Genomic DNA, 14,096 nt, shown 5'->3' with positions numbered 1-14,096 from the left:
GGTCTGTTCGTCGCCATGGTCGGCGTCTGGGCCGGGGTGTTCACCGGCGTCTGAGCCCATCCGGGCCCGATGCAGGCCCCGTTCGGGCCTGAGGACAGCGGGGAGCATCGCCCCCGCAGGGTGGACGCGGCCGGGGGCTGCGCCCACCATAAAGGGAGCTACCGCGAATCGCAGGAGACCCACATGAGCGAAGCCACGACCGATGTCGGATTCGTGCATCTGCATGTGCACTCCTCCTTCTCGCTGCTGGAAGGCGCGCTGAGCGTCGCCAAGCTCGCGGACCTCGCCAAGAAGGACCGCCAGCCCGCCATCGCGCTGACCGACACGGGCAATCTGTTCGGCGCGCTGGAATTCTCCGAGAAGATGGCCGGCTCCGGCATCCAGCCCATCGTTGGCTGCACGCTCGCCATCGACATGCCCGGCCCGGCCCCGCGCGGCCCGCTGGCAACGGAGCGCCCGCGCATCGTCCTGCTCGCCGCCTCGGAGGCGGGGTGGAGCAACCTGATGGAGCTGGTGTCGCGCTCCTATCTGGAGACCGCCTCGGACGGCGCGCCGCACATCAATCTCGACTGGCTGGACACCACACACACTGGCCTGATTGCACTGACTGGCGGTCCCACTGGACCGATCGACCGCAGCCTCGCGGCCGGCAGCGCGGACCTTGCCGAGCAACGTCTGGTCGCCTTGCGGGAGGTATTTGGTGACCGTCTCTATGTCGAACTGCAGCGCCACGGCATCGCCGAGGAACGCCGCGTCGAGACCGGGCTGATTGATCTCGCCTACCGCCTTGACCTCCCGCTGGTCGCCACCAACGAGCCGTTCTTCGCCGCTCAGGACGATTACGAGGCGCATGACGCGCTGATCTGCATCGCCGAAGGCCGCCTCGTCGCCGAGGGCGACCGGCGCCAACTCACCCCCGAACACCGTTTCCGCACCCGCGCGGAGATGATGACGCTCTTCGCTGATCTGCCGGAAGCCCTTGCCAACACGGTGGAAATCGCCCAGCGCTGCGCCTATCGCCCGCGCACCGTGAAGCCCATCCTGCCGCGCTTCACCATGGACCGCGACGAGGCGGAAGAGCTGCGCCTGCAGGCCGAGGAGGGGCTGCGCCAGCGTCTCGCGGTCCACGGGCCGGCGCCGGGTCTGACGGTGAAGGACTATGAGGACCGCCTCGCCTTCGAGCTGTCCATCATCGAAAAGATGAAGTTTCCCGGCTACTTCCTGATCGTGTCGGACTTCATCAAATGGGCGAAGGCGCAAGGCATTCCGGTCGGCCCGGGCCGTGGTTCGGGCGCCGGCTCGCTGGTCGCCTATTCGCTCACCATCACCGACCTCGACCCCCTCCGCTTCGGCCTGCTCTTCGAGCGCTTCCTGAACCCCGAGCGCGTGTCGATGCCTGACTTCGACATCGACTTCTGTCAGGAAAGACGAGACGAAGTAATAAGATACGTCCAGCAGCGCTATGGCCGCGACCAGGTCGCGCAGATCATCACCTTCGGTACGCTGCAGGCCCGCGGTGTGCTTCGCGACGTCGGCCGGGTGCTGGAAATGCCCTATGGCCAGGTCGACAAGCTCTGCAAGCTGGTGCCTCAGAATCCGGCCAATCCGGTGACGCTGAAGCAGGCGATCACGGACGAGGCGCGGCTTCAGGCGGAGGCCGACGCCAATCCGGTGGTGAAGCGCGCCTTCGATATCGCCACGCGCCTCGAAGGGCTCAACCGCCACGCCTCGACCCACGCCGCCGGCATCGTCATTGGCGACCGCCCGCTGGCGCAGCTGGTGCCATTATACCGAGATCCGCGCTCGGACATGCCGGTCACCCAGTACAACATGAAATGGGTGGAGCAGGCCGGGCTGGTGAAGTTCGACTTCCTCGGCCTGAAGACGCTGACGGTGCTGCAGACGGCCGTCCGCCTCGTCGCCCAGCGTGGCATCCAGCTCGATCTGTCGACCATTCCGCTCGACGACCCAAAGAGTTACGCCATGCTGACGCGCGGCGAGACCGTGGGCGTGTTCCAGGTGGAAAGCGCGGGCATGCGGCGCGCGCTGGTCGACATGAAGCCGGATCGGCTGGAGGACATCATCGCGCTGGTGGCCCTGTACCGTCCCGGTCCCATGGCCAACATCCCGGTCTATTGCGCGGTCAAGAACGGCCAGGAGCAGGCTGCCTATGCCCATCCCGCGCTGGAGGCGAGCCTGAAGGAGACCTACGGCGTCATCATCTACCAGGAACAGGTGATGCAGATCGCCCAGACGCTGTCGGGCTACTCGCTCGGCGAAGCCGATCTGCTGCGCCGCGCCATGGGTAAGAAGATCCGCGCGGAGATGGACAAGCAGCGCGAGCGCTTCGTCGACGGCGCGGTGGAGCGCGGCGTGCCGAAGGGCAAGGCCTCGGAAATCTTTGATCTGCTGGCGAAATTCGCTGACTACGGCTTCAACAAGAGCCACGCGGCGGCGTATGCGCTGGTCGCCTACCAGACCGCCTATATGAAGGCGAACTACGCCACCGAATTCCTCGCCGCCTCGATGACGCTCGATATGGGCAACACTGACAAGCTGGCCGAATTCCGCCAGGAGGCGCAGCGCCTCGGTATCGAGGTGGTGCCGCCCTCGGTGAACCATTCCGGCCGCGAATTCGCGGTGAAGGACGGGAAGATTCTCTACGCGCTCGCCGCCATCAAGGGCGTGGGCGTCCATGCCGTCGACGCCATCGTCGAGGCGCGCGGTGACCGGCCGTTCACCAGCTTGTCGGACTTCGCCGCCCGCATCAACGCCAAGGCGCTGAACAAGCGCACCATGGAAAGCCTTGTGAATGCAGGGGCTTTCGACGCGCTGGAAAAGAATCGCGCCCGCGTCGCCGCAGCGATCGACCCCGTGCTGGCCCATGCCGCCTCGGTCGGCGCGGAAGTGGCGTCCGGCCAGGGGAACATGTTCGGCGGGCCGGCGCAGGCGACCGAGCTGCCGATTCCCAATGTCGCGCCCTGGCTGCCGGCGGAGCGGCTGCAGAACGAATATCAGGCCATCGGCTTCTTCCTCACCGGCCATCCGCTGGACGATTACGCCAAGGCGCTGGGGAAGCTACGTGTGCAGCGCTGGCTCGATTTCCAGCGTTCCGTCCGGGCCGGCCACGGCTTCGGGCGTCTCGCCGCCACCGTGGTGAGTCGGCAGGAGCGCCGCACCAAGAGCGGCAGCAAGATGGGCATTGTCGGCCTCTCCGACCCCTCCGGCCAGTTCGAGGCGGTGCTGTTCTCCGAGGCGCTGAACCAGTTCCGCGAATTGCTGGAACCGGGCAGGGCCCTGCTGTTGCAGGTGTCTGCCGAGCTTCAGGGCGAGGATGTCCGTGCGCGCATCCAGAATGCCGAGCCGCTCGACGCGGCAACGGCGCGGATGCAGAAGAGCATGCGAATCTTCCTGCGCTCGCCCGAGCCGCTGGAGAGCGTCGCTTCCCGCCTCAACACGCTGGCGGGCAATGGGCGGGGCGATGGCGAGGTGGCGCTGGTGCTGCTGCTGGGCGAGCGGGGCGCCACGGAGGTCGAGGTGAAGCTGCCCGGCCGTTTCAACCTCTCGCCGCAGATCGCCGGCGCGCTGAAGGCGGTGCCCGGCGTGGTCGACGTCGAGGCCGCGTGAGCCTCGCCAGGGAGTGCTGACCGGGCGGCGCTTGCGCCGTAGGGCGCTTTGGCGTATAGGCCGCGCCATTCCGCACGCGGGCATCGCGACCGGGCTCCCTTTCCTATTTCTGCAGGAAGAGGTTGAACCGGACGCTCCGGTGCCGTCGCCGAATGGTTCGGCGCGGCCACGCCCGCGGAGGCTCAACCGGACGAGAAAAGACGATGGCGATTCCTGATTTCACCATGCGCCAGCTCCTTGAGGCTGGCGTGCACTTCGGTCACCAGTCGCACCGCTGGAACCCGAAGATGGCCCCCTTCATTTTCGGCACCCGCAACAACATCCACATCATCGACCTGGCCCAGACCGTGCCGGCGCTGCATCGCGCGCTTCAGGCCGTGTCGGACACGGTCGCCCGTGGCGGTCGCGTGCTGTTCGTCGGCACCAAGCGTCAGGCGGCTGATGCCGTTGCGGATGCGGCCAAGCGCTCGGCCCAGTATTATGTGAACTCCCGCTGGCTCGGCGGCATGCTGACCAACTGGAAGACCATTTCGCACTCGATCGCGCGCCTGAAGAAGCTCGAAGAGCTGCTCAACGCGGGTGAGGGCGTCGGCTACACCAAGAAGGAGCGCCTGACGCTCCAGCGCGAGAAGGAAAAGCTGGATCGCGCCCTCGGCGGTATCCGCGACATGGGCGGCATTCCCGACCTCCTCTTCGTGATCGACACCAACAAGGAAGACCTGGCCGTCGCCGAAGCGCGCCGCCTTGGCATTCCGGTCGCGGCCATCCTCGACACCAATTGCGACCCGGACGGCATCGCCTTCCCGGTTCCCGGCAATGACGACGCCGGCCGCGCGATCAACCTCTATTGCGACCTGATCGCCCGCGCCGCCATTGACGGCATCGGCCGCGCCCAGGGCGACTTCGGCATCGACCTTGGCGCCTCCGAGGCTCCGCTCGTCGAGGATCTGCCGGCTGAGACCCTATGGACCAGCCTCGAGCCGCTCTCCGGTCCGCGCGGCATCGCCGACGACCTGAAGAAGCTCACCGGCGTGTCCCCCGTGATCGAGAAGAAGCTGACCGACCTCGGCATCTTCCACTTCGCGCAGATTGCCGGCCTCAACGCCGACGACGCCCACCGTCTGGGCGAGGAAGTCGGCCTGCCGGGCCGCGTCGATGGCTGGGTGGCGCAGGCCAAGGAACTGACCGCCGAGGTCGAGTGACCCGCCTTCGCGACGGCGTCATGATCTGACGCCAAGCATTGCATCGCACGGCCGGCCCGGAACCCTCCGGCCGGCCGTGTCGTCAAATGACAGTTGAGATCGAGGGATCGAACATGGCCAACATCACCGCGGGCATGGTGAAGGAGCTGCGCGACAAGACCGGCGCCGGCATGATGGACTGCAAGGCCGCGCTGAACGAGGTCGAAGGCGACATCGAGGCCGCCATCGACTGGCTGCGCAAGAAGGGCCTCGCCAAGGCCGCCAAGAAGGCCGGCCGCGTGGCCGCCGAGGGCCTCATCGGCCTCGCCATCGAAGGCACCAAGGGCGTGCTCGTCGAGGTCAACTCCGAGACCGACTTCGTGGCGCGCAACGAGCAGTTCCAGCAGCTCGTCGTGAACATCGCCAAGGTGGCCCTGACCGCCGGCGCCGACGTCGAGACCATCAAGGCCAGCGACTATCCGGCCGGTGGCAAGGTCGAGGAAGCCATCTCGACCGCCATCGCCACCATCGGCGAGAACATGACGCTGCGCCGCGCCGCTTCGCTCGAAGTCGCGCAGGGCGTCGTCAGCTCCTACGTCCACGGCTCGGTGGGCGAGGGCCTCGGCAAGATCGGCGTGCTCGTCGCGCTCGAATCGACCGGCGACAAGGACGTGCTGGCCGGCCTCGGCCGCCAGATCGCCATGCATGTCGCGGCCGCCAACCCGCAGGCGCTCGACGCCGCCGGCATCGACGCTGACGTCGTTGCCCGTGAGAAGGGCGTGCTCGCCGAGAAGGCCAAGGCCTCCGGCAAGCCGGACAACGTGGTCGAGAAGATCGTCGAGAGCGGCCTGAAGACCTTCTACAAGGAAGTCACGCTCGTCGAGCAGGCCTTCATCCACGACCCGTCCAAGACGGTCGCCCAGGCGGTCAAGGAGACCGAGGGCAAGGCCGGCGCGCCGATCAAGCTCGTGGCTTTCGTCCGCTTCGGTCTCGGCGAGGGCGTCGAGAAGCAGGAAAGCGACTTCGCGGCTGAGGTCGCGGCGGCCGCCGGCGCCTGATTTCAAGTCTACCGTTGATAACGCACGCCGGACCGCCCAAGGGCTGTCCGGCGTGTTTTACTGTCTGCGCCCTCCCGAATCGCGCAAGCCGAGGTGCTTCATGTCCGCTCCCGCTGAAACCAACGAGCTCGCTTACACGCGTGTACTGGTGAAGGTGTCGGGGGAGGCGTTGATGGGAAGCGAAGCCTTCGGCCTGCACTGGCCGACCATTGAGAGCATCGCCGCCGATCTGGTCGAGGCCCGCAGCACGGGGGCGCAGATCGCCGTCGTCGTCGGTGGCGGCAACATCCTGCGCGGCGCCAGCGTCGCTGGCCAGGGGCTCGACCGCGCCACGGCGGACCATATGGGCATGCTGGCCACGGTGATGAACGCGCTGGCGCTGGAGAAGGCGGTCGAGGCCGCCGGTTGCCCGGCCCGCACGCTGTCCGCCATTCCCATGCCGACCATCTGCGAGCCCTATGCCCGCCAGACCGCCTCGCGCCATCTCGATCGCGGCCGCGTCGTTCTGCTCGCCGGCGGCACCGGCAATCCCTATTTCACCACGGACACCGGCGCCGTGCTGCGCGCCGCCGAGCTTGAATGCGACGCGGTGATGAAGGCGACCAATGTGGATGGCGTCTACACCGCCGACCCCAAGCGCGACCCGTCCGCGACCCGCTATGACCGGCTGACCCATGACGAGGCGCTGGCCAAAGATCTGAAGGTGATGGACGCCGCCGCCTTCGCGCTAGCGCGCGAGGCCAAGCTGCCGATCATCGTCTTCTCGATCCGCGAGCCGGGCGCGATTGCCGCTGCGCTGCGCGGGGAGGGCCGCTCGACCACCGTAGCACCGTAATTGCTTGTCCTTCCCGGAGGGCGGGCGTAATCGCTTGCCACGCGCGCCGTTCCATTCGATATAGCCGCCGACCCGTTTCGCGGCACCGGTTCCGGCGCCCCCGCCAGGCCTCAGCGCCCGGCAGATGAGTAGAAGAGGTCCGCATGAGCACTGATCCGACTGATATTGCCGATCTGAAGCGTCGCATGCAGGGCGCCATTGGCGTTCTCAAGACTGAACTCGGTGGCCTGCGCACCGGCCGCGCCTCGGCGAGCCTGCTGGAGCCGATCCAGGTCGATGCCTATGGCAGCCACATGCCGCTCAATCAGGTCGCTTCGGTGAACGTTCCCGAGCCGCGCATGCTCTCGGTTCAGGTGTGGGATCGCGGCATGGTGGCGGCGGTCGAGAAGGCCATTCGCGATTCGAATCTCGGCCTCAACCCGCAGACCGAGGGCCAGGTTCTGCGCGTGCGCATTCCTGAGCTGACGCAGGAGCGTCGCCAGGAACTGGTCAAGGTGGCGCATAAATATGCCGAAGCCGCGCGTGTTTCGGTGCGTCATGTGCGCCGCGACGGCCTCGATGGCCTCAAGAAGGCCGAGAAGGACGGCGATATGAGCTCGGACGATCTCGACCGGCTCGCCGATCAGGTGCAGAAGGCGACGGACCAGTCGATCGCGGAGATCGACCAGGTTGTCGCGGCGAAGGAAAAGGAAATCCTCGCCATCTAGCGGCCACGCCACCCGCGGCAGAGGAGGGGGGCTCCGTGAATATCGCCAAATTCGGGTTGTCGATCGGCAGCTCTTCCCGGACGGACAAGCAGGACGTCGCGCTCGGCAGCGCGGCGCTTCCGCGCCATGTCGCCATCATCATGGATGGCAATGGCCGCTGGGCGAAGGCGCATGGCATGCCGCGCTTCGAAGGGCACCGGCGCGGCGTCGAGGCGGTGCGGCGCACGGTAACGGCAGCCCGTGAGATCGGTCTCGAGGCGATCACGCTCTACAGTTTCTCCAGCGAGAACTGGTCGCGCCCCGAGGCGGAGGTGACGGAGCTGATGGGGCTGCTCAAGCGCTTCATCCGCTCGGATCTGCGCGACCTTCACGCTAATAATGTCCGGGTTCGGATCATCGGCGAGGGACATCCCGGCGATTCCGAGGTGCAGGATCTGCTCTATGAGACGCAGGCGCTGACCCGCGCCAATACCGGCCTGTGCCTCACCGTCGCCTTCAACTATGGCTCGCGTAACGAGATCGCCCGCGCCGCCCGCAGCCTTGCCGCCAAGGTGGCGGCCGGCGAGCTGCGCGCGGAGGACGTGACGGCCGACAGCCTCGCCGCCGAGCTCGACACGGCGGGCCTGCCGGCGCTCGATCTGGTCATCCGCACGAGTGGCGAGCAGCGTTTGTCCAACTTCCTGCTCTGGCAGGCTGCCTATGCCGAGCTGGTGTTCCTGCCCGTGCTTTGGCCGGATTTCGACAAGGGCTGGCTGGAGCGGGCGTTGACGGAATATGGCCGGCGCGAGCGGCGCTTCGGTGGCATCGAGCCCAGGGGATATTGAGCTGGTGCGGATCGGTGCCGATTTCCGTCCCAGGCTGATTTCGGCGCTGGTACTCGCTCCCCTTGTCCTCGCTGTCTGCCTGTGGGGCCACTGGCCGTTCACCTTGGTGGTGCTGATCACCGCTCTGCTGGTCTTCTGGGAATGGCTCACCGTGATCGGCGCCAAGCCCAAGCGCGCGCTGCTGATCGTCGGTTCGCTCGCGTTGATTGGGGCGGTGCTGATGCTGGCGATCCGCCCGCTCTCCGCCGCCTCCGCCCTTGTCATCGTCGGCATGGTGGCCGTCGCGCTGATTGCACGGGGCGGGCGCCGGCTGCGGCTCTGGACACCTTTCGGCGTGCTCTACGCCGCCGCGCTCGCCTTGCCGGCGCTGATGCTGCGGGCCGAGCCGGTGATCGGGCTGCTCAGCATCGTCTGGCTGTTCGCCGTCGTCTGGAGCACCGACATCGCCGCCTACTTTTGCGGTCGCCTGATCGGCGGGCCGAAGCTCTGGCCGCGCGTCAGCCCGAACAAGACCTGGTCGGGTGCCATTGGCGGCGCGGTTTTCGGCATGGCCGCAGGAATGCTGACGCTTTATGTCGGTGGGCTCTCCTCCGCGCTGCTCGCCGCTCCGGCGGCTTTTCTCGCGAGCGTGGTGAGCCAGGCGGGCGATCTCTTCGAATCGTCGATGAAGCGCCGGTTTGGCGTGAAGGATTCCAGCGCGCTCATTCCCGGCCATGGTGGGCTGATGGACCGGCTGGATGGCTTCATCGCTGCCGGCGCTTTCGCGCTGGCTCTTGGCCTGCTGCGCGATCCCACCGCCCCGGCGCTCGGCCTTCTGGCGTGGTGATGCCGGCGGGAATCGTGCCGGATTTTGACGGCATACGGACTTTCGCCCAACTTCGCCTTCAACCATCCTCCTGTGTGACGCGGCGCCTTTGTCCCCGTGCCGGTTTTGGGAACTGAACCATGGAATTTCTCGCCTCGATGGGCGGCACCGCAAGCTGGCTCCTCGGCTATGTGATCCCTTTTCTGTTCGTGCTGACCATCGTGGTTTTCTTCCATGAGCTCGGCCACTTCTGGGTCGCCCGGCGCGCGGGGGTGCGCGTTGTGGCGTTCTCCGTGGGTTTCGGGCCGGAAATTGCCGGCTTCTACGACCGTCACGGCACGCGCTGGAAGCTGTCCGTCATTCCGCTCGGCGGCTATGTGAAGTTTCTCGGCGATGACAACGCCGCCTCGACCCCGGACCGCGAGACGCTTGCCGGCATGAGCGAGACGGACCGGCGTGAGAGCTTCTTCCACAAGCCGGTCGCGGCGCGCGCGGCCATCGTGGCCGCCGGGCCGATCGCCAATTTCATTCTCGCCATCGTCATCTTCGCCGGGCTGTTCATGACGGTCGGGCGGCAGGTGACCGTGCCGCAGGTCGACACCGTACAGGCCGGCAGCGCCGCTGAGCGCGCCGGCTTCCAGCCGAACGATCTCATCCTGTCGATTGACGGCGCCAAGATCGAAACCTTCGGCGACATGCAGCGCATTGTCAGCGCCAGTGCCGATCAGCCGCTCGCCGTCGAGATCGAGCGCGGCGGCCAGCGCCTAACGCTCACCGCGACGCCCGACCGGCGCGAGGTGACGGACAGCTTCGGCAATGTCCATCGACTCGGCGTTCTCGGAATCGCCCGCTCGACGGGCAGTGGCGAGGTGAAGACCGAGCGATTCGGCCCCGTGGCGGCGGTCGGCATGGCCAGCAAGGAAGTGTGGTTCATCGTCGACCGCACCTTCAGCTATCTCGGTGGCGTGGTGACGGGCCGGGAATCAGCGGACCAACTCGGTGGGCCGATCCGAATTGCGCAGGTTTCCGGCCAGGTCGCGACCTTCGGCGTCGCGGCGCTGCTGCAGCTTGCGGCGGTTCTGTCGGTTTCGATCGGTCTTCTTAACCTCTTTCCCGTACCGTTGCTGGACGGGGGGCACCTGCTCTTCTACGCCATCGAGGCGCTGCGCGGCCGTCCGCTCAGCGAGCGGGCGCAGGAGGTGGGTTTCCGCATTGGATTGGCGCTGGTGTTGATGCTGATGATCTTTGCAACGTGGAACGATATTCTCACTATTTCAAAGTCTTAAGCTGCTTCCGCTGCGGCGTTGCCCTCGGGCCACGCCGTGCGGAAAAGGCGTGGGTGTCGGGGTGGCTCGGTTTGCAGGCTTGCCAAAAGTCTGTACAAGCGGGGTCGCAGGGTGAAGATCATGCCGAGCTGCGGCCGCGGCCGGCGTGATGTCAGAACAACGGTAAGGTTGCGCACCAAATGGCTGGTAGTTTCCGGTTCGTGAGTAAGTTGGCGTCGGTCGCCAGTGTTGTTGCACTGATGGCTGTCGCGGGGGTTGCCGGAACGGTCGTCGCGCCTGTGGCTGCGGTCGCTCAGACTGCAAGTTCCATTGTCGTTGAGGGTAATCAGCGTGTGGATGCGGAGACGATCCGGTCCTATTTCGCGTCGAAGCCGGGCGAGGCGTTGACGCCGGCCAAGATCGACGAGGGGCTGAAGGCGCTCTACGCGACCGGTCTGTTCTCGGACGTCAATGTCAGCCGCAGCGGCAATCGCCTCGTGGTGCGCGTGACCGAGAACGAGGTCATCAACCGCGTGGCGTTTGAGGGCAATCGCAAGATCAAGGACGAGCAGCTCGCCAGCGAGGTTCAGTCCAAGGCCCGCGCGCCGTTCTCCAAGACCACGGTGCAGGCCGACACCCAGCGCATCATCGAACTCTACCGCCGCTCGGGCCGCTACGATGTGAAGGTCGTGCCGAAGACCATCGAGCGCGGGCAGGGCCGTGTCGACCTCGTCTTCGAGATCACCGAAGGCGAGAAGCTCGGCGTCGCCGGTATCGTCTTCGTCGGCAACAAGGCCTTCTCCGAGTACAAGCTCAAGGAAGAGCTGACGACGACCGAGACCAACTGGCTGTCCTGGATCAAGAATACCGACGTCTATGATGTCGACCGCATCAATTCCGACCAGGAACTGCTGCGCCGGTTCTATCTGCGGCACGGCTATGCCGATTTCCGCATCGTCTCGGTGACGGCGGATCTCGACCGCGGCAAGAACGGCTTCGTGCTGACCTATGTCATCGACGAGGGCCCGCAGTACCGCGTCGGCACGGTGGACGTCGTCTCCAACATCAAGGACGTCGATCCGGCCCGGATCCGCGCGGCGCTGCGCGTGCAGAAGGGCCAGGTCTACAACGCCGAGCTGGTCGAGAAGTCGGTCGAGAACGCTACGATCGAGGTGTCGAAGAGCGGCTATGCCTTCGCCCAGGTGCGCCCGCGCGGCGACCGCGACGTGCAGACCCGCACCATCTCGCTGGTCTTCGCCGTCGAGGAAGGCCCGCGCGTCTATATCGAGCGCATCGAAATCCGCGGCAACACCCGCACCCGCGACTGGGTCATCCGTCGCGAGTTCGATCTGGCGGAAGGCGATGCCTATAACCGCGTGCTGATCGACCGCGCCGAGCGCCGCTTGCGCAACCTCGGCTACTTCAAGGACGTGAAGATCACCACCGAGCCGGGCACCGCGCCCGATCGCGTGATCCTCGTGGTGCAGGTTGAGGATCAGCCCACCGGCGAGTTCTCCATCTCGGGCGGTTACTCCACGGCGGACGGCTTCATCGGCGAAGTCGCGGTGTCCGAGAAGAACTTCCTGGGTCGTGGCCAGTATGTCCGCCTCGCCGGCTCGCTGGGTGAGAACGCGCAGGGCATCGACTTCAACTTCACTGAGCCCTACTTCCTCGACTACCGCGTCGCTGCCGGCTTCGACCTTTACTACAAGGAGACGCAGGCGACCTCGTACAGCCCGTATGACACGACGACGGGCGGCGGTACGCTGCGCGTGGCCCTGCCGCTGACCGACGAGCTGACGCTGGGTCTGCGCTACAGCCTGTATCAGAAGGAAATCTCGATCGACGAGGAAGACATCCAGGATTACGGCAACGTCTCCTGGGCGCTGCTCGAGGTGAACAACGATCCGGCCATCACCTCGGCCGTTGGTTACACGCTCAGCTACAACATGCTGGACAACAACACGGATCCGACGAACGGCTACCTGATTGAGTTCAAGCAGGATCTGGCCGGTCTCGGCGGCGACGTGAACTACATCCGCTCGACCTTCGACTCGCGCTTCTACTTCCCGGTCTATGGCGACGTGGTGCTCATGCTGCGCGGCCAGGCGGGTAACGTGACCTCGTGGGGCGGCGAGGATCTGCGCATCCTCGACAATTTCTTCAAGGGCCCGGACCTCGTGCGCGGCTTCGAGCCGAACGGCATTGGCCCGCGTGACCTTGCGTCGGGTTGTGTGAACGGCGTCTGCGACTATTCTGACGCGGATGCCATCGGCGGCACGCTGTACTGGGGCACGACGGCCGAGCTGCAGTTCCCGCTCACCTTCATGCCGAAGGAGCTGGGGTTGCGGGCTGCGGTGTTCGCCGACGCTGGCTCGCTGTGGGACTATCAGGGTGCGACCACGTTTGACGCTGCTACCACGGCGCAGAACGAAGCCGACTGCCCGGCGGGGTCATCAAATGCCACCGGCGCGGTTTGCGTGGCGGATAGCGACCTGATCCGCTCCTCGGTCGGCGTGAGCCTGATTTGGAAGTCGCCCTTCGGCCCGCTGCGCTTCGACTATGCCTGGGCGCTCACCAAGGAAGACTACGACCAGACGCAGGCTTTCCGCTTCAGCGGCGGCACCCGTTTCTGATAGTCTGATCTGACGGCAATCTGCACGGCGGCCCGGTTCTCCGGGCCGCCTCTGCGTTTGAGGGGCCCCGGCCGCACGGCAACCGACCATGAGCGATCCCGTCTTTTATCCCGCGCCTACCCCGCTTTCTCTGGCCGAGATCGCCGCGTCTGTCGGCGCGCCTCTGCCCGAGGGCGTGGATGGTGGACGCCAGTTCTCCGGCGTCGCTTCCCTTGATGAGGCGGGCCCTCGGGACGTGGCCTTCATGGATGGCCCGCGCCATGTCGGGGAGCTTCAGGCGACTCGTGCCGGCGCCGTTCTCGTCAGCCCCCGCTTTGTCGATCATGTGCCCGCCGGGGCGGTCGCGCTGGTCGTGCCCAAGCCCTACCCGGCCTTCGTCGCCATCGCCCGCCAGTTCCATGCCGCCCTGCTGCGGCCCGGCTCCGCCTTCGGTGCGACCGGCATCGCTGCTGGCGCTGTGGTGCATCCGCAGGCCCGCCTGGAGAGCGACGTCACCGTCGATCCCGGCGCGGTTGTCGGGCCGGGCGCAGAGATCGGAGGCGGCACGGTGATCGCGGCGGGTGCGATCATCGGGGCCGGCGTGCGCATCGGGCGCAACTGTTCCATCGGTCCGGGTGCCAGCTTGCAGCATGCGCTGCTCGGCGACCGCGTCATCGTCCATCCCGGCGCCCGCATCGGGCAGGATGGCTTCGGCTATCTCGGCGGCGCCAGAGGGCACGCCAAGGTGCCGCAGATCAAGCGCGTCATCCTGCAGGACGATGTGGAGATCGGCGCCGGCACCACCATTGATCGCGGCGGCCTGCGCGACACGGTGATCGGCGAGGGCAGCAAGATCGACAATCTCGTTCAGATCGCCCACAACGTGGTCATCGGTCGCCATTGCATCGTGGTGTCGCAGACCGGTATCGCCGGCAGCGCCACGCTGGGTGACTTCGTGATGCTGGGCGGGCAGGTGGGCGTCATCGGCCATGTGAAGATCGGTGACGGTGCCCGCATCGCCGCGTCGAGCAATGTGAAGGACGATGTGCCGCCGGGCGTCGAGTGGGGTGGTTCTCCCGCCAAGCCGATGCGCGAGTGGTTCCGCGAGGTCATGGCCGTGCAGCGCCTGGCGCGTGTCGAGCGCCCGGCCGCCGGTGGTCAGCAAGGGCAGTGAAGGAC

Annotated in this window: 10 protein-coding genes; all 10 read left to right on the top strand. The window is 66.5% G+C overall.

Features of this window, described 5'->3' with window-relative positions:
* Positions 1-183: 183 nt before the first annotated feature.
* The 10 genes from dnaE (at position 184) to lpxD (ending at position 14,091) form a co-directional block, all read left to right on the top strand.
* Positions 184-3,627, top strand: a complete 3,444-nt coding sequence (dnaE, locus tag AncyloWKF20_RS06355) for a DNA polymerase III subunit alpha (protein ID WP_279317047.1) — start codon at positions 184-186, stop codon at positions 3,625-3,627.
* 203 nt (positions 3,628-3,830) lie between these two features.
* Positions 3,831-4,829 carry a 30S ribosomal protein S2 gene (locus AncyloWKF20_RS06350; RefSeq protein WP_279317046.1) on the top strand — a complete coding sequence of 333 codons (999 nt, stop codon included), beginning with the start codon at positions 3,831-3,833 and terminating at the stop codon, positions 4,827-4,829.
* Between the two features lie 113 nt (positions 4,830-4,942).
* A complete protein-coding gene (gene tsf / locus AncyloWKF20_RS06345; protein WP_279317045.1) occupies positions 4,943-5,866 on the top strand; it encodes a translation elongation factor Ts in 924 nt (307 codons plus the stop codon).
* A 100-nt stretch (positions 5,867-5,966) separates the two neighbouring features.
* The gene (pyrH, locus tag AncyloWKF20_RS06340; protein WP_279317044.1) at positions 5,967-6,701 is read left to right on the top strand and encodes a UMP kinase; all 735 of its coding nucleotides are present in this window, start codon (positions 5,967-5,969) and stop codon (positions 6,699-6,701) included.
* A gap of 143 nt (positions 6,702-6,844) precedes the next feature.
* Positions 6,845-7,408, top strand: coding sequence for a ribosome recycling factor (frr, locus tag AncyloWKF20_RS06335; protein WP_279317043.1), 564 nt, complete (start codon positions 6,845-6,847; stop codon positions 7,406-7,408).
* 62 nt (positions 7,409-7,470) lie between these two features.
* A complete protein-coding gene (locus AncyloWKF20_RS06330) occupies positions 7,471-8,232 on the top strand; it encodes an isoprenyl transferase (protein WP_279317895.1) in 762 nt (253 codons plus the stop codon).
* Positions 8,233-8,236: 4 nt separating this feature from the next.
* Entirely contained in the window at positions 8,237-9,058 is an 822-nt protein-coding gene (locus tag AncyloWKF20_RS06325; protein ID WP_279317042.1) for a phosphatidate cytidylyltransferase, read from the top strand.
* A gap of 119 nt (positions 9,059-9,177) precedes the next feature.
* Positions 9,178-10,323, top strand: coding sequence for an RIP metalloprotease RseP (gene rseP / locus AncyloWKF20_RS06320; RefSeq protein WP_279317041.1), 1,146 nt, complete (start codon positions 9,178-9,180; stop codon positions 10,321-10,323).
* 179 nt (positions 10,324-10,502) lie between these two features.
* On the top strand, positions 10,503-12,938 hold the full coding sequence (gene bamA, locus AncyloWKF20_RS06315) for an outer membrane protein assembly factor BamA (protein WP_279317040.1): 2,436 nt from the start codon (positions 10,503-10,505) through the stop codon (positions 12,936-12,938).
* 88 nt (positions 12,939-13,026) lie between these two features.
* Entirely contained in the window at positions 13,027-14,091 is a 1,065-nt protein-coding gene (gene lpxD / locus AncyloWKF20_RS06310; RefSeq protein ID WP_279317039.1) for a UDP-3-O-(3-hydroxymyristoyl)glucosamine N-acyltransferase, read from the top strand.
* Positions 14,092-14,096: the final 5 nt, after the last annotated feature.

The sequence above is a fragment of the Ancylobacter sp. WKF20 genome, assembly GCF_029760895.1.
Classification (GTDB): Bacteria; Pseudomonadota; Alphaproteobacteria; order Rhizobiales; family Xanthobacteraceae; genus Ancylobacter.
This window is presented reverse-complemented; position numbering and strand designations above follow the sequence as displayed.

Excerpts from the sequence above, each read along its gene's own strand:
- dnaE (WP_279317047.1), top strand. The coding sequence starts at position 184 with ATGAGCGAAGCCACGACCGATGTCGGATTCGTGCATCTGCATGTGCAC.
- AncyloWKF20_RS06350 (WP_279317046.1), top strand. The coding sequence starts at position 3,831 with ATGGCGATTCCTGATTTCACCATGCGCCAGCTCCTTGAGGCTGGCGTG.
- tsf (WP_279317045.1), top strand. The coding sequence starts at position 4,943 with ATGGCCAACATCACCGCGGGCATGGTGAAGGAGCTGCGCGACAAGACC.
- pyrH (WP_279317044.1), top strand. The coding sequence starts at position 5,967 with ATGTCCGCTCCCGCTGAAACCAACGAGCTCGCTTACACGCGTGTACTG.
- frr (WP_279317043.1), top strand. The coding sequence starts at position 6,845 with ATGAGCACTGATCCGACTGATATTGCCGATCTGAAGCGTCGCATGCAG.
- rseP (WP_279317041.1), top strand. The coding sequence starts at position 9,178 with ATGGAATTTCTCGCCTCGATGGGCGGCACCGCAAGCTGGCTCCTCGGC.
- bamA (WP_279317040.1), top strand. The coding sequence starts at position 10,503 with ATGGCTGGTAGTTTCCGGTTCGTGAGTAAGTTGGCGTCGGTCGCCAGT.
- lpxD (WP_279317039.1), top strand. The coding sequence starts at position 13,027 with ATGAGCGATCCCGTCTTTTATCCCGCGCCTACCCCGCTTTCTCTGGCC.